At 38.5% G+C, this 22,332-nt stretch carries 16 protein-coding genes and 3 pseudogenes; 18 read left to right on the top strand and 1 reads right to left on the bottom strand.

Annotated elements, in window-relative coordinates; all coding sequences use genetic code 11:
• Positions 1 to 62: 62 nt before the first annotated feature.
• Positions 63 to 278, bottom strand: a complete 216-nt coding sequence (locus HSISS2_RS07360) for a hypothetical protein (protein ID WP_021146134.1) — start codon at positions 276 to 278, stop codon at positions 63 to 65.
• Positions 279 to 904: 626 nt separating this feature from the next.
• On the opposite strand from HSISS2_RS07360, the gene HSISS2_RS07355 reads away from it, so the two are divergent.
• From HSISS2_RS07355 to HSISS2_RS07285, 18 genes and pseudogenes are all read left to right on the top strand, one after another.
• Complete coding sequence (locus HSISS2_RS07355) at positions 905 to 5,287, top strand: glycoside hydrolase family 70 protein (RefSeq protein WP_021146133.1); 4,383 nt, start codon at positions 905 to 907, stop codon at positions 5,285 to 5,287.
• 845 nt (positions 5,288 to 6,132) lie between these two features.
• Positions 6,133 to 6,918, top strand: a pseudogene (locus HSISS2_RS12225) (hypothetical protein); the annotation flags it as partial.
• Positions 6,919 to 7,019: 101 nt separating this feature from the next.
• Positions 7,020 to 7,178, top strand: a pseudogene (locus HSISS2_RS11940) (hypothetical protein); the annotation flags it as partial.
• A gap of 96 nt (positions 7,179 to 7,274) precedes the next feature.
• Complete coding sequence (locus tag HSISS2_RS07350; RefSeq protein WP_021146131.1) at positions 7,275 to 10,148, top strand: hypothetical protein; 2,874 nt, start codon at positions 7,275 to 7,277, stop codon at positions 10,146 to 10,148.
• A gap of 82 nt (positions 10,149 to 10,230) precedes the next feature.
• Complete coding sequence (locus tag HSISS2_RS07345; RefSeq protein ID WP_042767083.1) at positions 10,231 to 10,752, top strand: MaoC family dehydratase; 522 nt, start codon at positions 10,231 to 10,233, stop codon at positions 10,750 to 10,752.
• Positions 10,752 to 11,855 (top strand): thiolase family protein, encoded by a 1,104-nt coding sequence (locus tag HSISS2_RS07340; RefSeq protein WP_021146130.1) that lies wholly within the window; start codon positions 10,752 to 10,754, stop codon positions 11,853 to 11,855. The genes HSISS2_RS07345 and HSISS2_RS07340 overlap by 1 nt, the downstream gene beginning before the upstream one ends.
• A 1-nt stretch (position 11,856) precedes the next feature.
• Positions 11,857 to 12,594, top strand: coding sequence for an AMP-binding protein (locus tag HSISS2_RS11935; protein WP_021146129.1), 738 nt, complete (start codon positions 11,857 to 11,859; stop codon positions 12,592 to 12,594).
• A 188-nt stretch (positions 12,595 to 12,782) separates the two neighbouring features.
• Positions 12,783 to 13,109 carry a long-chain-fatty-acid--CoA ligase gene (locus HSISS2_RS11930; RefSeq protein ID WP_021146128.1) on the top strand — a complete coding sequence of 109 codons (327 nt, stop codon included), beginning with the start codon at positions 12,783 to 12,785 and terminating at the stop codon, positions 13,107 to 13,109.
• Between the two features lie 321 nt (positions 13,110 to 13,430).
• Positions 13,431 to 14,146 (top strand): annotated as a pseudogene (locus tag HSISS2_RS07330) (ATP-binding cassette domain-containing protein).
• The gene (locus HSISS2_RS07325) at positions 14,140 to 14,913 is read left to right on the top strand and encodes a hypothetical protein (RefSeq protein WP_021146126.1); all 774 of its coding nucleotides are present in this window, start codon (positions 14,140 to 14,142) and stop codon (positions 14,911 to 14,913) included. Before HSISS2_RS07330 ends, HSISS2_RS07325 begins: the two are co-directional and overlap by 7 nt.
• Positions 14,914 to 14,928: 15 nt before the next feature.
• Positions 14,929 to 15,600, top strand: a complete 672-nt coding sequence (locus HSISS2_RS07320; protein ID WP_042767082.1) for a hypothetical protein — start codon at positions 14,929 to 14,931, stop codon at positions 15,598 to 15,600.
• Positions 15,601 to 15,821: 221 nt separating this feature from the next.
• Positions 15,822 to 16,619 carry a response regulator transcription factor gene (locus tag HSISS2_RS07315; protein WP_021146124.1) on the top strand — a complete coding sequence of 266 codons (798 nt, stop codon included), beginning with the start codon at positions 15,822 to 15,824 and terminating at the stop codon, positions 16,617 to 16,619.
• A 110-nt stretch (positions 16,620 to 16,729) separates the two neighbouring features.
• On the top strand, positions 16,730 to 17,548 hold the full coding sequence (locus HSISS2_RS07310) for a HAMP domain-containing sensor histidine kinase (protein ID WP_240472011.1): 819 nt from the start codon (positions 16,730 to 16,732) through the stop codon (positions 17,546 to 17,548).
• A 102-nt stretch (positions 17,549 to 17,650) separates the two neighbouring features.
• On the top strand, positions 17,651 to 18,223 hold the full coding sequence (locus tag HSISS2_RS07305; RefSeq protein ID WP_021146122.1) for a sugar O-acetyltransferase: 573 nt from the start codon (positions 17,651 to 17,653) through the stop codon (positions 18,221 to 18,223).
• A gap of 121 nt (positions 18,224 to 18,344) precedes the next feature.
• Positions 18,345 to 18,755: a MarR family winged helix-turn-helix transcriptional regulator gene (locus tag HSISS2_RS07300; RefSeq protein WP_021146121.1), complete on the top strand. Its 411-nt coding sequence runs from the start codon at positions 18,345 to 18,347 to the stop codon at positions 18,753 to 18,755.
• A 23-nt stretch (positions 18,756 to 18,778) separates the two neighbouring features.
• On the top strand, positions 18,779 to 20,164 hold the full coding sequence (locus HSISS2_RS07295) for an MFS transporter (RefSeq protein WP_021146120.1): 1,386 nt from the start codon (positions 18,779 to 18,781) through the stop codon (positions 20,162 to 20,164).
• 163 nt (positions 20,165 to 20,327) lie between these two features.
• Entirely contained in the window at positions 20,328 to 21,086 is a 759-nt protein-coding gene (locus HSISS2_RS07290) for a CPBP family intramembrane glutamic endopeptidase (RefSeq protein ID WP_021146119.1), read from the top strand.
• A gap of 189 nt (positions 21,087 to 21,275) precedes the next feature.
• Positions 21,276 to 22,274: a hypothetical protein gene (locus tag HSISS2_RS07285; protein WP_042767245.1), complete on the top strand. Its 999-nt coding sequence runs from the start codon at positions 21,276 to 21,278 to the stop codon at positions 22,272 to 22,274.
• The last annotated feature ends 58 nt before the right edge of the window (positions 22,275 to 22,332 follow it).

The raw sequence follows: 22,332 nt of genomic DNA, 5'->3' as shown, positions 1-22,332 counted from the left end.
TACCTTTTTACGGCCTATTCCTATTAAGATGGTTGCAATGACAAAACTAATCAAGCTATAACCTAAAAAATGATTACAAGCATTCCCAAAGGATTTGACAGCCCCAAAAGTAAAAACAAGGCAAGATAAACCAAAGCGATATAAAATGCGACTGACAGGAGAACAGTGGCAAATCTGTTTTCTTGAGAATTTTGCTTAAGACTGCCTGGATTAGTGACCTCTTGACCACTATTTCTCTTATCTTGGTTTGTCTTGGAGTTTGTATTTTTTACTGGCATTTTTCTCACCTACCCCTCTATTTGTTGCTAAATAGACTAACTTTTTCACTTTAATTATACTCTTTTTTCCTTGGTTTCAGCAGGTTGTATAAGATTTTGAGAGATTTTTTGTGATGAATTGTGGCCCTATAATCTGGTTTGTATTCCCCTTCATTTTTGAAGGAAAGTGTCTTTTTCTGACACTAAAGTGACCGAACTTGAATCTCATAAACCTCAGAAAGTAGAGAATAGCTTAGATAGTTAGAATTTACTCTTTCTATGAGAAGCTCCCCTAAAAAAGACACCATCTTTAGTGACCTAAGGGGTCGACTAGGGTGGTGTTTTTTGTGTTTTGAGGAGAAAGAGCCTTAAGGATTTGGTCTTTTTCCATTAGATTTCCTTGCCTTAGTATTAAAATTGATGGTTTGTCAATAGTCATTCTAAATAGCAGTAGTATCATCCTTTATTTCTCTTTAAGTACAAACAAAATGGCTGATTTTCTATTTCAAAATACTCATCTCTAACTAATTGTCTTAAAAAATTGAAGTGACTTTTCTAAAAATTATGAAAATTCATCAGATTTTATTGAAAAAATGCTTTCAATGTTTTAGAATTAAGCTATTAATGGGAAAAAGGAGTCTTTTTATATGGACAAAAAAGTACATTATAAAATGCACAAAGTTAAGAAACAATGGGTAACCATCGCCGTGACAGGATTGTCAGTAGGTGCGGTCTCAGCTGTTTCTTTAGGGACTAACGACGGTGTCGTTCAGGCCGACGAACACACGGATGCTAACGTAGCCATCCCCGATATTACTGTTGACACGGGTACTGTATCTAATGATACAGCAACAACTCAAGATCCAACAGCAGTAATTGCGACAACAAACGATGTCACTACTGACCAAGCAGCACCGGTAGCAACATTTGCTTTGACAACGGATACAACTAACACAGCAGCAACCAATGCAGTAGATCCAACTGCACCAGCTGTTACGGACCGTGCGGTTGATACGGCTACCCCAGTTGGTACGGATCGTGCAGTAGATCCAACAACACCAGCTGCTACGACAGACCGTGCAGCCAATACAGCAACTGACACAAGAGCAGTTACGGATCGAGCAGCGACACGTGAACGTCGTGCGGCAACGGGGACTCGTCGTGGTCCTTCAGGAGGTCGCCGTGCCACACCAGTTAATGGCAACACAAACACTGCCAATAACAACAATAATACTGTTACAGTTGTCAATAATGATCTTCCAGCAACAAATAATGTTGTTGCTGACGGTCCAAGCCACATCAAGACCATTAATGGTAAAGAATACTATGTTGAAGATGACGGTACTGTTCGTAAGAACTATGTCCTTGAACGTAACGGCGGTAGCCAATACTTTAATGCCGAAACTGGTGAATTGTCTAACCAAAAAGAATACCGTTTCGATAAAAATGGTGGTACTGGTTCAGCAGCTGATAGCACAACCAACACAAATGTTACTGTAAATGGTGATAAAAATGCCTTTTATGGTACAACTGATAAAGATATCGAACTTGTTGATGGCTACTTCACTGCCAACACATGGTACCGTCCTAAAGAAATTTTGAAAGACGGTAAAGAGTGGACAGCCTCAACTGAAAATGACAAACGTCCATTGCTGACTGTTTGGTGGCCAAGCAAGGCTATCCAAGCCAGCTACCTCAACTACATGAAAGAAAAAGGGTTGGGAACAAACCAAACCTTTACATCATATAGTTCACAAACACAGATGGATCAAGCAGCCCTTGAAGTGCAAAAACGTATCGAAGAACGTATTGCGCGTGAAGGGAACACGGATTGGTTGCGTACTACCATCAAAAATTTTGTCAAAACACAACCAGGTTGGAACTCAACTTCTGAGAACCTTGATAATAGCGACCACTTGCAAGGCGGTGCCCTTCTTTACAACAACAGTAGCCGTACAAGTTATGCTAATTCAGACTATCGCCTCTTGAACCGCACACCGACGCAACAAGATGGCACACGTCGCTACTTTAAAGATAATTCATCAGGTGGTTTTGAATTTCTTCTAGCAAACGATATTGACAATTCGAACCCAGCCGTTCAAGCTGAACAATTAAACTGGCTTCACTATATCATGAACATTGGTAGCCTCACAGGTGGCTCTGAAGATGAAAACTTTGATGGTGTTCGTGTCGATGCTGTGGATAATGTCAATGCCGACCTTCTTCAAATTGCTTCAGATTATTTCAAAGCTAAGTATGGTGTTGAAAAGAGCGAAGAGGAAGCCATCAAGCACCTTTCTATTCTTGAAGCCTGGTCTCATAATGATGCATACTACAATGAAGATACTAAAGGTGCCCAATTACCAATGGATGATCCATTGCGTTTAGCCATGGTATTTTCTTTCCTACGCCCAATTGGGAACCGTTCAGGTCTTGAACCACTTATTACCAATAGTCTGAATGACCGTTCAGAAAGTAAGAAAAATACAAAACGTATGGCTAACTATACTTTTGTTCGTGCCCACGACTCAGAAGTTCAGTCAGTAATTGGCCAAATCATTAAAAATGAAATCAACCCACAATCAACTGGGAATACCTTCACTCTTGATGAAATGAAGAAAGCCTTCAAAATCTACAATGCGGATATGCGAAGTGCCAATAAGAGATATACACAGTACAATATTCCATCTGCTTATGCCTTCATGTTAACGAATAAGGACACTGTTCCTCGTGTTTATTATGGTGATTTGTACACTGATGATGGTCAATACATGGCCCAAAAATCACCATATCATGATGCTATTTCTACGCTCTTGCAAGCTCGTATTCGTTATGCGGCTGGTGGTCAAGACATGAAGATGAGTTACGTAGGTTCAGGAAATACCAATGGTTGGGATGCTTCTGGTATCTTAACATCAGTCCGTTACGGTAAAGGAGCTAACAACGCTTCAGATGCTGGTACTGCTGAAACCCGTAACCAAGGGATGGCTGTCATTCTTTCCAACCAACCTGCCCTTCGTTTGCATAGCAATTTGACAATCAACATGGGTGCAGCTCACAGAAATCAAGCCTATCGTCCATTACTTTTGACAACCTCTAATGGTGTTGCCTCTTACTTGAATGATGGCGATGCTAACGGTATTGTTAAGTACACTGATGCTAATGGTTATTTAACCTTCAATCAAGGTGAAATCAGTGGTGTTCGTAATGCTCAAGTGGATGGCTATTTAGCCGTTTGGGTACCAGTAGGTGCTTCTGAAAATCAAGACGTGCGTGTAGCAGCAAGCAAATCTAAGAATAGCAGTGGTTTAGTCTATAATTCTTCAGCTGCCTTGGATTCACAAGTTATCTACGAAGGATTCTCAAACTTCCAAGACTTCGTCCAAGATTCATCACAATACACTAACAAGAAGATTGCTGAAAATGCTAACCTCTTCAAGAAATGGGGAATCACATCATTCGAATTTGCTCCACAATACGTTTCAAGTGATGACGGTACCTTCCTTGACTCAGTTATTCAAAATGGCTATGCCTTCTCAGACCGTTATGACATTGGTATGAGTAAGGACAACAAGTATGGTTCATTGGCAGACTTGAAAGCAGCTCTTAAATCACTCCACGCTGTAGGTATCTCAGCCATCGCTGACTGGGTGCCAGACCAAATCTACAACCTTCCAGGAGATGAAGTTGTTACAGCAACTCGTGTTAATAACTACGGAGAAACTAAAGACGGTGCCATCATCGACCATAGCCTTTATGTTGCTAAAACACGTAATTTTGGTAATGATTACCAAGGTAAATATGGTGGTGCCTACCTTGATGAATTAAAACGTCTTTACCCACAAATCTTTGACCGTGTTCAAATCTCTACTGGTAAACGCTTGACAACCGATGAGAAGATTACAAAATGGTCTGCTAAATATATGAATGGTACCAATATTCTTGACCGTGGATCAGAGTATGTCCTCAAGAATGGTCTTAGCGGTTACTATGGAACCAATGGTGGTAAAGTTAGCCTTCCAAAAGTAGTAGGAAGCAACCAATCAACGAACAATAACAACCAAAATGGTGATGGTAGCGGTAGGTTCGAAAAGAGCTGGGGCAGCGTTTACTATCGTTACAACGATGGTAAACGTGCTAGAAATGCCTTTATCAAAGATAATGATGGCAATGTTTACTACTTTGATAATACAGGCCGTATGGCAATCGGTGAAAAGACTATCGATGGTAAACAATACTTCTTCCTCGCTAATGGGGTGCAATTGCGTGATGGTTACCGTCAAAACCGTAGAGGTCAAGTATTCTACTACGACCAAAACGGTGTCTTGAATGCAAACGGTAAACAAGATCCAAAACCAGATAACAACAATAACAATACATCAGGCCGCAACCAATTCGTACAAATTGGTAATAACGTTTGGGCATACTACGATGGTAATGGTAAACGTGTGACAGGTCACCAAAACATCAATGGTCAAGAACTCTTCTTCGATAACAATGGTGTCCAAGTTAAAGGTCGTACCGTTAATGAGAACGGCACTATCCGTTACTATGATGCTAACTCAGGCGAAATGGCTCGCAACCGTTTTGCTGAAATTGAACCGGGTGTTTGGGCTTACTTCAATAATGATGGAGCAGCCGTAAAAGGTTCACAAAACATCAATGGTCAAAACCTCTACTTTGATCAAAATGGCCGTCAGGTCAAAGGTGCTTTGGCTAATGTTGATGGCAACCTTCGTTACTATGATGTAAATTCAGGTGAGCTTTACCGTAATCAATTCCATGAAATCGATGGTAGCTGGTATTACTTCGATGGTAATGGTAATGCTGTCAAAGGCATGGTTACTATCAATGGTCAAAACCTCCTCTTTGATAACAATGGTAAGCAAATCAAAGGTCATTTGGTTCGTGTGAACGGCGTTGTTCGTTACTATGATCCAAATTCAGGTGAGATGGCTGTTAACCGTTGGGTTGAAGTGAGTCCAGGATGGTGGGTTTACTTTGATGGTGAAGGTAGAGGCCAAATCTAATCATTTTCAAGCTATCGAAACCGAGACAGAAGTCTCGGTTTTCATGGCGTAATCAGATGAAAAATACTGACCTAAAGTTAATCCTAAATCGAAAAGAGTGCTCTTACCTGCAGATAAGAGAGTTAGATTCCCCTCAGTCTAGACGTCGTAACTATTAAAAAGAGATCTGTGGCTGGCACTTAAATGCAATAAAACTATAAGAATAGAGATTGTCATTAATTGATGACATTCTATTGACGAAGCCCAAAAGTCACTTTATACTAAATAGTAATGCTAGTTATTTCTTGCAGTCTCCTTGTAGTGATGTAGGCATGGCTTGTATTAAGACTATTAAGGTATTCATCCCCAAGGATGATGAATGGTATTTTAGGTGATAGTGAGTTTCTTAAAAAAGGATCACTTTAAAAGCATTAATCCATTAAAAACTCGTCATTTAAGTCGTTGGTGTAATCTCATTTTCATGCCACTTTCATAAGTTATTTGATAGATTCTGCACATTAAGACGCTATTTTTTCACTTAGTGGTTAAAATGATTAAAGTTCTTACACCTTACTTGTAAAAAATCCATTCTCGTATTATAGTATATATAAAAGATATTGAAAATTTTAATCTTTGATAATAGCTTGTTCTTTTCTCTGAGGGAAAATGAAATCTTCATAGAAAAAGATTTCGATGAGAAGTTAACAAGTATATGATTTTATTTCTTATAAAAGAGGAAAGGGGGAGTATCTTTGAGAGCCTATAGGGAAAATGCGACTGAGGCAGCGGCCAAGGCCAAAACTGCCGAAGAGCATATTGCACACGGTTCAACAGACACTGATCTAGTTGATACGATAGATCTTTCTATGTTGTTGACTAGTAATAAGCGTCACCCTAACCACAGTGCCCCTTCTCATTTAGACTTTGCCAGAGCCAGAGCAGACGAAGCCTTCTTTGATAATCATGATGGTAGTGCAACAGTAAGTATTTCATCTAAACAAGAAATTATTTTTCAAGGAGCAGGTTCTAAAACACCAGACCCTGAAGTCATGGAAAATCATGTGTTTACAGGGACTAGAGATGCTAAGACTGGCTTAATTGAATGGGACAAGGACAGCTTTACCTATCCTAAGATATCAGTACCGCTTGTCCAGGGCTATTTCGCTGACCAAAAAGAAGCAGGCTTTAACGTCGTGACACCTTATGTGCCGACAGTAACGGAGCATGTGACCTATAAGAAATTGGGACGCATTATCCCAGTCACTGAAGATGGTGACTATATTCCAGGTGCTTTGACTAAGCAGTATAACAATAACAATAAAGATCCACGAAAGGCGGGTGAGACAGCAACACCAGCTGTTCAAGATTATATGACAGATATTAAAAGTGTAGTACCGAACAAACCAGGAGTCGATACTCCGGTTGTGTATCGTAAAATTTTCAAGAAAGCCAGCATTACCTATATTGATGAAACAACCGGTGCTTACTTGGTTAGTGACCAATTGACCGGTGAATTAGGTGAAGCTATTGAATACGGGACAGCAACACGTATTCAGACTTTCAAGGATATGGGATATGGCTTGATTCAGGATGATTTCCCTAAAGATGCCATTTTTGATGATAAAGATATTGATGATCAAGAATGGTTCGTTCTTTTGCAACACGATGTTGCGAAAGTAGGGCCTGATCATGATCAAGTTCCAGATACCCCAATCAATCCAAATAATCCCAATGGACCTAAGTGGCCATCTAAATATGCTTACGAAAAAGAAGTAAGCTTTACGGTTTTTATAGAAGCACAGATGGCAATGCCAACCTTCCGGAAGCTGATGTTCAAAAGGCTTATTGGGTACGTACCCTTACCTTTGACAAGGTCTCAGGAGAGCTTGTTGATGAAACTGAATGGTCTCCAAACAAAACAAAATATTATGACATCTACGCACCAGTTGTTTTAGGTTATTATGCCGATAAAGTGGACGTTAAGGGTAGAGATGTAACAGAAGACAATATGGAAGAAACTGTTACCTACATGCCACTTGGTAAGATTATTCCTATTGATGCTAACGGACGCTTGATTCCGAACGTTCCAACGCCAACCTTTAACAATGATGCCAACAATCCAACTAAGGTCAGTGAGACACTCGTACCTCATATTCCTGGCTACCGTCCAGTCCAAGAGAGTGTTCTTCCTGAAAATTTGACAGATGACATTCTCATTGAATACGCTCCAATCCTTGAAGATGTGACGCAACCAACCTTGCAAACTGTCTTCTTCAAGGGAGCTGGCGCAGCCACACCATCTGTTAATATCCAGTCTGAATTCAGCTTCACTGGTAAATATAATCAGGCAGAAGACACTTATACTTGGGACCAAGACAGCCATACCTTTGCTAAGGTTACTGTTCCTGTGATAGAAGGTTATTATGCTGACAAGGCAGTTGCCGGTATGCAGGTGGTAACACCTGATAAACCAGAGGCTACAGATAATGTTACCTACAAGGAACTTGGTAGAATCATTCCTGTTGATACCTTTGGAAATCCAATCGCAGATGCAGAGCCTGTTCCTTTTGCCAATGATCCTAAAGATGCTACGCAAGTTATTGAGACATTGGCACCAGAGCTTGCGGGTTACCAAGCTGAGAGTGCATTGGTCTTGCCTATTGACCTCAGTCTTGACCAAACCTTGGTTTATGAGCCAATCTTGGAAGATATTACTCAAGATACCAAACAAACGGTTACCTTCCAAGGTGCAGGTTACAAGGATCCTGTTATCAATATCCAAGACAGCTTCAGCTTCCATGGTAAATTTAACCAAGTGGAAGAAACGAGCACATGGGATCAAGACAGCTTCACTTATGATGTTGTAGACGTCCCAGTTGTTGAAGGCTTCTTTGCAGATAAACGTCAAGCTGGTGGTTTGGAAGTTAGACCTGACCTCCCAGAAGTTGAAGATACTGTTACTTATACCGAACTCGGTAAGATTATTCCGGTCGATGAGAATGGTACACCAATTGAAAGCGCCTCTACACCAAGCTACAACAACGATCCTGAAGATCCAACCATGGCTATGGAAACAGTCGTTCCAGATGTATTTGGTTATATCTCTGAAAAGGCCTTTATCACGCCAGAACATCCAGGTCAAGACACCACTGTGGTTTATGCTAAGGATGAACAAAGAGCTCTCATCCTTTACATGAATGAAATGGACAAGTCAGAGTTGACACGTGATGAAGTCATCGGAAGCTCAGGTGAGAAGATTGACTACTCTACTGATGAACAACTCGCTAACTTGCTTAAACGAGGTTATGAGCTCGTCAACGATGGCTTTGCAGAAGCCTTTGACCACACTTATAATGGTGATTCTGACTTTGATCAAGTCTTCGAAGTGGTTCTTCGTGAACGTTTGGTTCTTGTAGACCCAGACATGCCAGCACCAGTTGCAGGTGAAGTCGTCGATGCAAATGATGTCAATAGCCCAGTTTGGCCAAATAGTGTTGAGTCACTCGAAAACCATGCTGATGTAACACGTACTATTCAGTATGTCTTCGAAGAAGGCGGATTGGCAAGCGACGATTATGTTGAAGTTCTTAATTTCAAACGTTTGGCTAATGTTAACCTTGTGACAGGCGCAATCAATTATGAAGCATGGTCAAGCATGCAAACAGGCTTCTCAGCAGTTCCTTCTCCAGAAGTTGTTGGATTTACACCAGACCGTATGGAAATCGCTGGAATGACGGATGTTGCTGTAGAAACACCTGAACTTCTGGAAGTAGTTACTTACCTTAAAGATGCTCAGAAAGCTACAGTGACCTATGTTGATGGTACGACACGTAAGAAACTTGAAGTTGTTGACTTGCTTGGTAAATCAGGTGAAGTGATTGATTACTCAACAATCGAACGTATCAAGTACTACAGTGATCGTGGTTACACCCTCCTTGCAGATGGTTTCACTAACGGCGTTATCTTTGATGGCGATTCACACGTTGACCAAAACTTCATGGTTACCCTTCGTCATGGTACTGTTCAAGTAGGCCCAGATAACATCCAAGAAGCTGGTAAACCAATTAACCCAGCAGATCCAGATGGTGCCAAATGGCCAGAACGTGAAAACTATATCAAAGATGTCACCTTCACAGTTCTCTACGAATCAAGTGATGGCCAAGCAGACCTTCCTGCCAATAACATCCAAACCGCTCAATGGACACGTAGTTTGACCATTGATAAGGTGACAGGTGAAGAACTCGGTTCAAGCTACTGGACTTCAAATAAAGGTCAGTTTGAAACAGTTGTCACACCTGAAGTGGAAGGCTACAGCGCTGACAAGGATAAAGTTGAAGGTAAGACCGTTGGACAACGTAATCTCGAAGAAACAGTTGTCTATATCCCACTTACAGGCGATATTAACGGTAAGCCTAAGGAAGATAAGGCAGATGACATTGTCGTTGAAGATGTTCAAGATTTAGAAGTACTTGACCAAGTCGAAGAAGCTTCTGAATCTCATGACGGTCCAACAACTTATGGCCCTGGTGATGATTTTGAAGCACCTGTTGCCAACCAAGCAGAAGGTACTGGCTCTAAACACAAGATGCCAATTAACCTTTCAAATGAAGACGAAGTAGGCAAGGGCAAGATTGAAGAAACCATCAACATCGCAGGCTTTACCGTATCGGTAACAGGTCTAGGACTTGGCCGTAACGGACGTAAGAAGAAAATAAAAAGATCACAAAGATCAAAAAGAAAAATAATCAAAAGACCTGAATCACTCAGGCATGCCCAGACAGAAAGAAAATCTCAAGTTGCTTATGGCACTTGGGATTTTTTGTTCATTAGCAAATTCATGCCATTTGACTCACTTCTATTTGCACCTTTGACTCATCATTGACAATATGACCAGTTTTTATAGTATAAAATGGTTAACTTATATATTTTTATAGGTTTATTCATATTTTTACTGGAGAATGATGATGAGAAAATTATTTTCACTATTGATATCATCGAATACAGATTTACCCAAAGATAGTTTACTCGTAAAACTAAGATGGCAAGAAACGAAAGCAGTAGATCAAACTCTCATTTTAAGACATCAAAAAAGATTGCGGCAGATGTTACTCGTACAAGGTGGAGAGGAATTAAGAGCAACCTTTTTATTGGAGAGACCTTCTTTTTTTGGAAGGAAATCACATGATAAACTAGATCTAACCTCAGCTACTTTTCTATCGAACGTGCAATTTACCAAGGCAGATATTCTGCAGTTTGTAAGAGCTATTGGAGATTACAATCCTTTGCATCAGCAGGCTCCCTTTTTAATCCCAGCCTGTCTTTATTTAGACTATTTGAGACAGGTCCTACCACAAAGAGTTTCTGTCTTATCCTTACGTTTTTTAGCCCCAGCCTATGCGCAAGAAAGATTATCACTTTATTGTCATCAAAAGGACTTCTATCTGTGTAGAGGGGATACTATCATTGTAAAAGGAGAGAGTGTTTAATGGTAGATGTATATATTCAAGGGGGATTAAGGACACCCATTGGACTGTTTCAAAAGCAATACGCCAGTATGCGACCAGAGTATTTAGGTGCTGGGATTTTAAATGCCTTAAAGAAGCGTTATCCAGAATGTCACATTGATGACATTATTTGCGGAAATGCTGTTGGAACAGGTGGCAATATTGGTCGTTTAACTGGACTTTTGTCCGATTATTCTGAAACTGTTCCTGCGACAACTATTGATATGCAGTGTGCTTCAGCAAGCGCCGCCCTAGGTTTTGCTTTTGCTAAGATAAAGGCTGGTTTATCGGAAAATATTATTGCAGGCGGTATTGAAAGTTCATCCTTACAACCTTTGCGAACTTATGCCGACAAGGATGATCGTACAGGGAGTTACTACGTTGCTCAGTTTTCACCAGATAGTACGGATTCTCTAGCTATGATAAGAGGAGCCGAACGGGTCTCTCAAAAATATCAGGTTACTCAAAAAGAATTGTATCAATGGACTCTAAAGAGCCATGCTAAAGCGCAGAAGGCCTTGGAGACAGGGACTCTATCTCCTGTTATCCTAGAAATGCCTGGGAAAAAGGATGAGGGGATTCGACCTAAGATTTCAGAAAAACTGTTAAGTCGAATTCCTCCAATCTTAGGTCCAGATAGTCTGACCAGTGCCGCAAACTCTTGTTTAACACATGATGGTGCTGCTTTTCTTTTATTGAGCCATCAAGTCGGTGAGTTTAAGATTTGTGACATGGTTCAGGTAGCAGGAGATCCTCGTTTTAGTCCTGAATTAGTTTACAAAGCAACTCTAAAATTATTAAAGAAAGTCAATCTTTCAATGTCGGATATAGATGCTGTTGAATGGAATGAAGCATTTTCAGTGATTGATTGTATCTTTGAAAGGCATTTCCCAGAAGCTGTCAATCACTACAATCTATTTGGTGGTGCCTTAGCTTATGGCCACCCTTATGGTTGTTCGGGGGCGATCAATCTTTTACATGTAATGCAGGCGCTCCGTTTACAAAAGGGACGATATGGACTTTGTGCTATTGCCGGTGCTGGAGGAGTTGGTATTTCTTTTCTCATTGAGAGGGTGGAAGCTTAATATGATTCAAAAAATAAAAGCTTGGGCTCAAGAGGCTCCTCATCGGCAGGCTTTAGTTATTGATGACAAATCTTACACTTACTGTGATTTATTAAGGATGATGAATCAAATAAGACTTGATTCAAAGTCATCTGATGTTTGCTTTATCGTAGAACACCGTCCGCTTGACCAGTTGATGACATTTTTAGTAGCTGTATCATTAGGCATAAAACCTGTTATTTGCCATCCTAATTTGTCTCCAGAGATCCAACAGGCCTTAGCGTCTGAAGCGAGTGCCTCCGATTTACGTTTAGAAGCAGATTTTGGAATCTTGACTTCGGGAACAAGTGGGAAACCCAAGATTTTGTGGCGAACCATTTCCTCTTGGGTGGACTTTTTTGCTGAGCAAAATCGCATTTTTCATATGGACCAGAAAACGTCCTTATTTTTAAAAGGCAATTTTAGTTTTTCAGGGAACCTTAACATGGCCTTGGCTGTCCTTTATGAAGGTGGGCAATTGATTATTAGTGATAAACCATCTCCGAGAAGTTGGGTGCAATTATGTCAGACCTGCCAAGTTAGTCATCTGTATCTCTTACCAAGCCTTCTACAAGTTCTAGCAAGTCATTTAAACAGTAGGGAGCTTGACTTGTCTTATATCATCAGTTCTTCTCAAACCTTGCCAGTTCCTCTGATTCGTGACCTTTATGACAGGCAACCGACCTGCGACATTATTGTTTTTATGGCGCTAGTGAATTAAGTTTTATCAGCTGGTGTAAGGGTAGAGAGATTTTAGACAATCCCAATTTAGTTGGTCGAGCTTTTAAAAATGTTCAAATAAAGCTGAAAAACAATAAAATTTATGTTACGACTCCTTATGCAGCTGTCGGAGTAAGATGCCCTTATACTGTAGAAGACTATGGTCATTTTTCAAAAGCAGGATTAATCTTGGAAGGGCGACCATCTGATTGGGCTAATTATGCTGGAACCAAGTTGCATTTGCCAACTATCAGACAAAAACTACTCTCTTGTTCTTTCGTAATAGATGCCTTTTGTCTCAAGTTGAGCAGTCATCTGGCTGGTGATGAAGTGCATGCCTTTCTTGTTTTAAAAGACAGTATATCTTTATCGGAAGCTAAGAAGTCGATTGCTAGTGTTTTACTAGCCACTGAGCAGCCCAAGTACTGGCATACGATCGATGCCATTCCCTTGATGGATAGTTCTAAGGTGGATGTTCAGCAATTGAAAAAGCTCTGTCAAAAAAGAACTCATTAATCTCAAGTTGCCTTGTGCACTTGGGATTTTTTTGTGGATTATTTCTTATCTAAAATCAGATGTTTAAAGACTATCTCAGAATATTTTTAATTAAAAATATGTAAAACTATTAACTCTGATTTTTTTCCGAAAATATATTGATAAACTACAATTATAGTGAAAGGTACCTTCGCTATAACAAGACGTTCTCCAGATTGGGTTTCAGATTTTAAAACTTCCTCTTTTATTGCATATGCATGGGTGAACTTGATGGTAAACCTATTGGTGAGAGCATTAGTTTGTCAAAATTTCAAAAGGTTCTATTCGTCAAAGGAAAACAAAATGATTAATATTACTAATTTAAATAAAACGTATGATGACAAAGTTGTATTATCAAATATAACTTTTCATGCTAATAAAGGTGAGATTACTGGTTTGATAGGACCTAATGGTTCTGGAAAATCAACCCTAATAAAAATACTATTAGGATTGGAGTCAGCTGATAGTGGAAAGGCAACTATTTTGGGAACAACATATAGTGAGTTAGGAGCTGAGCCAATCTCTATAGTAGGAACTTTTTTAGATAGTTATCAACCTTATCCAAGTAGAACTGGTTATGAGCAATTAAGATGGATTGCACTTTCTTGTGGACTCAGTAAGCAACGTTGTATTGAATGTTTAGAAATTGTTGGATTAAAAGATGTTGGTAAGAAAAAAATCAAAGATTATTCTTTAGGAATGAAGCAGAGATTAGGTTTAGCAACAGCAATACTTGCAGACCCCGATATTTTGATTTTAGACGAACCTATTAATGGGTTGGACCCAGAGGGAATACGTTGGTTAAGAGAGTTTCTCAAAGACTTTGTGAAACAAGAAAAACAGTATTATTAACTAGCCATTATATGAGCGAACTTGAATTAACCGTAGATAGAGTTGTAGGTATTTCAAATGGTCACGTTGTTCTAAATGATAAACGTGAGCAAGTATTGAAGCAATATGATAGTTTTGAAAACGCCTATTTTAGCTCTGTACACGAAAGGAGTAGTGTAAAATGTTAAGTCAAGTTATAAAGGGGTATTTATATAAATATAGCCATCTAACTTTATTTAAAATGGGATTATTTATCTTAGTTGTAGTTAGTTTGTTTTTTACATATCAAAATATTCAAGTCATTAATGCACTACACACCGGTGCTGCAAACTCAGTAAATATTGATCCAAATGTAATTGAAACTCCCTATAGAACGGTGAGAGATGCTATTTTATCATCTCCGTATCAAGCAACCGTAGTATTTTTACCTATATTGTCAGCATTAATTCTAGCAACTGATTATCAATTTGGTGAGGATGACTTTTCATCATTAATTTGTGCTAACTGGAAAATAAGATTGTTTTCACAGATATTTAGTATAGTTGTTATTTCAATAATGACGACCTTTACGTTGTTTTTATTAAATGCATTACTTCTAAAATTCATGTTAGTTAGTAAGTTACAAAGTATTCTGTCTATAGGCTTAATGCTTGATGTTTTCACTAGAATAGGAGCTTTTACAATTACACTTAATTTACTCTCTCTATTACTTGTAAAAATAACAAAAAGATCAATTCCTTCTTTGATTGTGATAGTTTTATTGTTAGTTTTCTCTTTATCAGGCATACTTAGGGTAATTTCTCCTATTTTAGATAATTTATTACCTTTAATTGGAGCTAAGTCTTTTGCTTTTGGTAGGATAGAAGACGGTCAAACAACTCAATTATATGGAGCGATTCTTCTATTATTTGAAACTTTCCTTACTACGATTTGTTTATTTTATTTAGAAAAATAAAATGGGGGAAGAAGAATGAAAAGCCAATTGCATAGCTTGTTTTATAAAAAATATAGTTTATTCCCTATACAGGTTTATTTATTATTTCAGTTAGTATTTGTTATTATAATAAGTTTATTAAGATATCTAAAATTCGAAGTTAATGGAGATTCTATCACTTTTAACAGTTCTGTTTTATTAACTATAATATCGTTCTCTTTTTTAGGGAATGGAGTTTTAAATGCAAGTGTAGAATTGAGAACACAAAGTTATAAGCAAGTTTACCTGAACAACGGAAGTAGGGTGAAAGCTACATTATATATATTATTAATAGACCTACTAGAATGTCTAACACAGTCAGTATTAGCAGGTTTAATAGTAATGATATTTAGTCAGGGTACTCATAGTGAAGTAAATTTTTATTATTACTTGTTTGGTTCAGTTATATACTTTTTAGCGGGTTACTCTTTTTCCTTTTTATGTGGTAATTCAATGATTGCACTTGCAATTTTGCTATTATTTCCTATACTGGTGTTGCCTTTTATAGATAGGATTTTACCAATAGCTTCAAGTGTAATAATATATGATTTAGTTTTTCAGCTAATACATACAAACTACTCTATAATGCGTTTTATTGTATTCATAATTTGGCTTATTGGGTTATTCTTTACGAATTATTACCTTATTAGAAAGGAATTTTTAAAGTAAGTCAAATAAAGATTTTTTTAGATGAGACAACATCGAATTTAGATAGATTGATTGAAAAATAAATACAAGACTTTGGAACACATATTCTATTACTTTAAAATGAGCATTATTAAGATTTGGTAGAAGCTCAATTTATTGAACTATCAATAATATGCTAATTTTGAAATGTATTTTCGATTTTTAATTATGTTACAATATATTCAAAACGTACGAGGAAAAAAATGGTAAAGTCTAAGATTCTAGTTATTGACGATGATTTAAAAGTTTTAAGATTGATTAAGAATATTCTGGAGAAAAACTCTTATGTAGTTGAAACTAGAAATTCTGTTGAAGATATTAACCTATGTGACTTCATAGGATTTGATTTGATTTTACTGGATATAATGATGCCAGTGAGTGGTATTGATATTTGTAGTAGTATCAGAAGTCAGATTCAAACACCTATAATTTTTATTACTGCTAAAAACCTTGAAGAAGATATTGTTGAAGCTATTGGAATAGGTGCAGATGATTTTATTACCAAACCATTCGGTATGAAGGAGTTGGTTGCAAGAGTCAAAATGCATATTCGACGAGATAAAAGGCTACTTTCTGTCGGAGATACTGAGACTAGTGGTTTACTTCAATTTGATAGGGTAGGAAAGGAATTAATGGTAGACGGTAATAGTATTTCTCTTTCGAGAAGGGAGTTTAATTTATTATATTTGTTGTTTACCTATCAAACTAAAATCTTTAGTGTAGAGGAGCTTTATGAATATTTGTACCCTCAAAGTTCAGAAGTTCAGTACCGAAGTATCACAGAGTATATCTATCAGATTCGACAAAAATTAAAACCTTATGGTATTGATCCAATTAAAACTCTTTGGGGTGGGGATATAAATGGCAAAATCAATAACATTAAAGCAGTTGATAAGAGCAACTTATTTGAAAATTATTTTTCAATTTCTGATATGCATTTGTTTTTTATATCATTCCTGCCCTATTTACAGCAGTTGAAGGAATTAATGCTAACAATGTGAATAGCTTTACTATGTTTTTTAGTGTTAGTTCGTGGATTTATCTTTGTGTCATTTTAGTTGTTATAATTGTAAGAAATGTACAAAAACTTCTATATGAAATTCAGATAGAGATGAAGACAGTATATGAACAAAGCTTATATTCAGACAATAACAAATACTCTAAGCCACTAAGGTTATTTGAATTTATTGAGACAAAAGAACATATTATGAAGATGCAGGATAAAATTCAGAAGATGCTTGAAAAAGAGAAGAAACAAAAGCAAGAGCTAATGTTCAGAGTGTCTTCCGCAGCACATGATTTAAAGACACCTCTAACAATAATTTCAGGTAATGCTGAGTATCTTCAGACATTTGATTTGTCTCCTGAGTTAACTCAATGCTTATTAGATATCGAATCTTCAAGTCAACAGCTAGATAATTATTTTAATCAATTTATTCAATATTCAAAAACATTTTATAAAGATAATATCAATAAAGAGCATATTACTTCGGAGCAGCTCTCAACATGTTTGATTAGGGAACTATCTCCTCTTACAACTGGGACTTGTGTTTTAAAAGTATTGAATGAAACACCATCTGATACTACTATTTATATTGACTTAGTATTATTCTTAAGAGCAATCACTAATCTTGTGAATAATGCAATGTCCTATAGTAAATCAACGGTGCCAAGAATAGTTATAAAATTATCATATGAGCAAAATAAAATTGTATTATCGGTTTGGAATGATGGCTCAAGGTTCTCGGCTAATATGATTGATAATGTAGGATTACTCTTTTACCAAGACAATCAATCTGAGAACGACTCTCAAAATCACCATTTTGGTATAGGGTTATCTTTTGTAAAAAGGGTCGTAGAACTTCATGATTGGGAACTGAGACTTTCTAATGAAAATAACGGAGCTATGGTTACAATTCATATTTTGTAATGTTTTTTAGTTGAGATTGTTAGGCTAGTTTATATCTATTCACTTGTGGTGACATCAATTCTATACTAAAATATAGAAGTACAATCACAAAAGGAGTTTGCCATGCCGACAGAATATGAAAAAATGATTGCGGGTGATTTTTATAAACCTAGCGACCCTGAGTTACGTGCCCTAGCAGCTAAATCGAGAGAAAAGCAAATGGCCTTTAATGCTGAACCTGACCGTCTCAAAAGGGCGGAGATTATCAAATCTTGGTTTGGTTCGACTGGTGAGAATCTTGCCATGAATCCTCAGTTCGTTACAGACTACGGTGTTAATATCCATATCGGTGAAAATTTCTATTCCAACTGGAACTTGACCATACTGGATATCTGTCCTATCACGATTGGTGACAATGCTATGATTGGCCCTAATTGTCAGTTTTTGACGCCTTTGCATCCGCTTGATCCAACCGAGCGTAATTCAGGCATTGAATATGGAGCACCCATTACCATTGGTGATAATTTCTGGGCCGGTGGAGGCGTGACTATTCTTCCAGGCGTTACTTTGGGGAATAATGTAGTAGCTGGAGCAGGAGCAGTTGTCACCAAGTCTTTTGGCGACAATGTGGTTCTTGGTGGAAATCCGGCGCGTGTGATTAAGGAAATTCCTGTCACAAAAGATTACGTAAAGTAACTCAAGGGCTATAAGTCCTTGAGTTTTTTTGTCATCCGTTGAAAGTGATATTGACATTGGGCTAAAATTCTCCTATACTTAATATGCTAGTTAGCTAACAATATAATTGAGGAGTAGACTTTTGGACCATTTTGGACGTTTGTTAAAACAAGCCAATAATAACATGATGCGTCACTTTGACCAGTTCGCCAAGCGATTTGGTTTGACGGGAAATCAGATGGCTGTCATTGATTTTATAATGAATCATGAGAAACAAGAAATCTTTCAGAGGGACATTGAGCATGAATTCAACATTCAGCGTTCGACAACAACGGTCCTCTTACAGCGGATGGAGAAAAAAGGTTTGATCGAACGTCATACCTCATCGAAAGATGCTAGGCAAAAAGCAGTTGTGCTAACGGATAAGGCAGTTAAGATTGCTTCTGCCTGTCAAACCTATCTTCGGGCGGAAGAGGAAGAGTTTGCCCAACAATTTTCGGCTGAAGAAAGAGGAATCTTTCTCAAAATCTTACAACACTACCGTAATCTTTAATCGTCATCAGAGGAGAAATACTTATGTCATATGAAAAAATCTCCACTAAGGTCTTGTCTGCCATCTTTGCGACAGGTGTCCTTTCCTTTTGTGGAGTGGCTGGTGAAACAGCCATGAACATTACCTTCCCAATTTTGATGAAGGAATTTTCAGTAACAACATCAACCGTTCAGTGGGTCACAACCATCTACCTATTAGTCGTTGCTTGCGTGGTGCCCTTATCAGCTTACCTCAAGCGTTCCTTTAAGATGAAATCAATCTTTCTGGTCGCCAATCTTCTGTCGGTCTTGGGGGTCCTTATCGACTTTATAGCCCCTAACTTTGGCTTTGTTGTCCTAGGCCGCTTGGTACAAGGTATGGGAGTTGGTTTCGCCCTTCCTCTTATGTTTAACATCATTTTGGAGCGGGTACCAAGTCGTAAGATTGGTCTTATGATGGGGGTTGGTACACTGATTACAGCAGTTGCACCAGCCATTGGCCCAACTGTCGGTGGTCTTCTAACGGCACACTTTGGTTGGCGGTCTATTTTCCTTGTTCAGTTTCCTATTCTCTTGGCTTCATTGATTGCAGGGCTTCGTTCGATTGAGCAAAAGAGTGAGGTTAAACGTGAATCCTTTGATATTCTTAGCCTGTTTGCCATCATTTTTCTTTTCTTGGGCTTGATTCTAGGCCTTCACGGGATGGCAGATCATGCTTTTCTTAGTTTCTCAGTGCTTGGCTGGCTTGTCCTTGGTATTTTGGGGCTGATCCTTCTGGTTTGGCGCTCTATGAAATTGGAAAATCCAATCATTAATCTCGCTATTCTGAAGAATCCTCGCCTTACTGGCCATATCGCTGCTTTCTTTACCTTGCAATTGGGATCGCTCGGTATGAGCTTTATTTTACCTAACTATGTGCAATTGGTTAACCACTCTAATACAACTCTCGCTGCTTTGATGATTCTTCCGGGTGCTATCATTGGTGCTGGATTTGCTCCCTTCTCAGGTATTATTCTTGATAAGATGGGGGCACGTAAACCAATTTTGATTGGGGCCAGTCTAATCGTCCTTGCTCAGCTGCTCTTTACTCTGTTTGGTCTCTCGCTTTCAAATACCTTGATTCTTGTCTTTTACATGATTTTCATGACGGGACTAGGAGTGGCCTTTGGTAATATTATGACTAACGGACAAAAGCAATTACCACTGGACCAACGAGCTGATGCCAATGCGATTTTCAATACCCTCCAACAATTTGCAGGAGCAGTAGGAACAACGCTTGCTTCTCTCATTGTTGCCTTAAGTCAAACCAATCATAAGATTGACTTTGCTCAAGCAACAGCTCAGGGGAGCCAAAATGGGTTTAGAGTTCTCCTTGTTTTAGCAGTATTCCAACTGATTGTACTTGTGAGCGTCGTCAAAAAGAACGATTAATCATTAGATTGAAGCAAGGGAAGATGCCTTCCTTGCTTTTTCTTTTTCCGAATCAAATACTAATTTTTCTGCAAATGTTAGTGTTAATTTAAGGATTATGACTTATAATAAGCTTAAAGAAAAAACGAGCTTTTGTTGTAGATACGAGGAGGAAGGGAAGACAATGTCATTACTAAAGAAAATCCATCCCGAGCAACCACTTAAGGAACTGAGATGGTTCGACATCGGTATGGTAACGCTCATCATGTTTGGACAGTTTATCGTGCGTTCGACCCAGTTGTATATGGCTAGTCTGTCGCCAACCATTTCCACAACAGTGACTGAAACAGCGACAAATACGGTTAGCAAAGGAGCAGCCTACTCAAGTAATTTCAGCTTACAACTGATTCTTTTGTCCTTGGCCCTCGTCTATCTTTGGATCCGTCATTTTGACTTCAAGCAACTGCCTATCCGTCTAAAGTGGTCTGTCCTATTTTGGGTACCTTTTATTTTCGCTATCATGGGTCTCTTGGCCGATATGGTCAGCACGCTGTCAGGCCAGTATAACTACTTTAGTCCTCAAGTTTTAGCCTTTATTAGTCCTATGGCTGTGCTTAATAAGTTTCTGGCCTTGTCACCTATGGCTATTACCTACGGATTGCTTAACGGTTTCTACGAGGAATTTTTCTTCCTAGGACTCTTGACCTCAGTAAAGGACAAGTATAAGTGGTGGGTCTTGCTCTTTTCAACCCTTGTCCGTGTGTCCTTCCACACCTATCAGGGTATGCTATGGGCTCTGGTTATCGGTGTGGTATTTGGTCTACTCTATTATTTTCTTTATAAATATAAGGTCAAAAACCTGCTTCCATTCTTCCTAGTCCATGCCTTGGCTGATATGTTTGGCTCAAGCCTCATTTATCTCTTGGTTAATTGGAATTATTAGCAAAACAACTCCCTTCGTTGCGTGTACGAGGGGAGTTTTAAGGTTGATTTCTAGTAGAGATATTAAAATGCTATTGTCGTTAAAGTTGTACAATGAGAATTTGCTTAAAAAATAGTTTTTAATTTTGTTAAAAATATGAGATAATAGTGGCGGACTATACTTAAACAGCAATTTTAGAGGGAGACAATGATGTCAAAACGATTAATTTCAAATCGTCCGAGCGATCTTAAGCCTCTTAAGCAACTTTTCTGGGAAAATGCAGAGAAAGCTCGGATGGGCGACTATTGGAAAGATAAGAAGAGTTACAGAGAGCTTTCCGAAGCGACGGGAATTCCTTCAGGAAGCTTACGGATGCTTTTTATGAACAAGCCTAAGGGAAATATTCCAAAGATTGTAACCATTACTAATGGTCTGGCTAAGGTGACCAAGAAAAATATCACACTTGGTATGCTTTTATCTCAAGACAACCAGCATGAAGTTTTTGAGTTTCCAAGAAAGCCTGACCAGGTCACGCAAAACCTGTGGAATAATATTCGTAAGAAATTACATATCACAGAGACTATGGATGCTGAAGAAGTCAGAGAACGCATGACGCACTTTGTGGTGTCATCTGGCATGGCACAAACCAACTATAACTTAATCAAGCAAAGAGGGACTGTTTCACTAGATACTCTGGAAAAATTTTCCAAAACTCTAAGAGTTGAGCCTTATGAATTGTTAGCAACGATTAGACGTAAGGAAAATGTGGATAAGATTGCACTGCCAATTCATAGGGAAAATGACAGCGAATCACACATTGATATCGGAAAGCTAAACACCTTTATCAAACTCCAGCCCTACTCACCTAGTGGCCCTGAGGCAGCTTCAGTGGACTTGAGCCCACAAAATCTTTATCGCTATTACTCTAAGGGAAGCGCTGGTGACATGTCCATAAAAACGGCTTATAAGTTTAAGAGACTTGTGGATATTTACGAAGCGGAAAATGGTAGCCTTGACTCTTCAAGCAGAGTCCTAGATGCCAAGAAACTTGAAAAACTCCTTTATAGCGGCATGACGACTGGTTATGCGATTTCAAAAACGGGTTTGATGAATGCGACCAATGGTAATCTCTATATCAAGGGCAAACGTCCCATCGAATCCATGAAGTTAGACCGTGCCTTCGGTTTATATAAACACTTAAAAGATTGAAAAAGAACCAATAATTCTTTACCTACCAAAAAGCCCAAATCAATATTTTTGATTTGGG

The organism is Streptococcus sp. HSISS2 (genome assembly GCF_000448665.1).
In the GTDB taxonomy this organism is placed as follows: domain Bacteria; phylum Bacillota; class Bacilli; order Lactobacillales; family Streptococcaceae; genus Streptococcus; species Streptococcus raffinosi.
This window is presented reverse-complemented; position numbering and strand designations above follow the sequence as displayed.

Coding starts and splice junctions, on each gene's coding strand:
- HSISS2_RS07360 (WP_021146134.1), bottom strand. CDS start 278: ATGCCAGTAAAAAATACAAACTCCAAGACAAACCAAGATAAGAGAAAT.
- HSISS2_RS07355 (WP_021146133.1), top strand. CDS start 905: ATGGACAAAAAAGTACATTATAAAATGCACAAAGTTAAGAAACAATGG.
- HSISS2_RS07350 (WP_021146131.1), top strand. CDS start 7,275: ATGGAAGAAACTGTTACCTACATGCCACTTGGTAAGATTATTCCTATT.
- HSISS2_RS07345 (WP_042767083.1), top strand. CDS start 10,231: ATGAGAAAATTATTTTCACTATTGATATCATCGAATACAGATTTACCC.
- HSISS2_RS07340 (WP_021146130.1), top strand. CDS start 10,752: ATGGTAGATGTATATATTCAAGGGGGATTAAGGACACCCATTGGACTG.
- HSISS2_RS11935 (WP_021146129.1), top strand. CDS start 11,857: ATGATTCAAAAAATAAAAGCTTGGGCTCAAGAGGCTCCTCATCGGCAG.
- HSISS2_RS07325 (WP_021146126.1), top strand. CDS start 14,140: ATGTTAAGTCAAGTTATAAAGGGGTATTTATATAAATATAGCCATCTA.
- HSISS2_RS07320 (WP_042767082.1), top strand. CDS start 14,929: ATGAAAAGCCAATTGCATAGCTTGTTTTATAAAAAATATAGTTTATTC.
- HSISS2_RS07315 (WP_021146124.1), top strand. CDS start 15,822: ATGGTAAAGTCTAAGATTCTAGTTATTGACGATGATTTAAAAGTTTTA.
- HSISS2_RS07310 (WP_240472011.1), top strand. CDS start 16,730: ATGAAGACAGTATATGAACAAAGCTTATATTCAGACAATAACAAATAC.
- HSISS2_RS07305 (WP_021146122.1), top strand. CDS start 17,651: ATGCCGACAGAATATGAAAAAATGATTGCGGGTGATTTTTATAAACCT.
- HSISS2_RS07295 (WP_021146120.1), top strand. CDS start 18,779: ATGTCATATGAAAAAATCTCCACTAAGGTCTTGTCTGCCATCTTTGCG.
- HSISS2_RS07290 (WP_021146119.1), top strand. CDS start 20,328: ATGTCATTACTAAAGAAAATCCATCCCGAGCAACCACTTAAGGAACTG.
- HSISS2_RS07285 (WP_042767245.1), top strand. CDS start 21,276: ATGTCAAAACGATTAATTTCAAATCGTCCGAGCGATCTTAAGCCTCTT.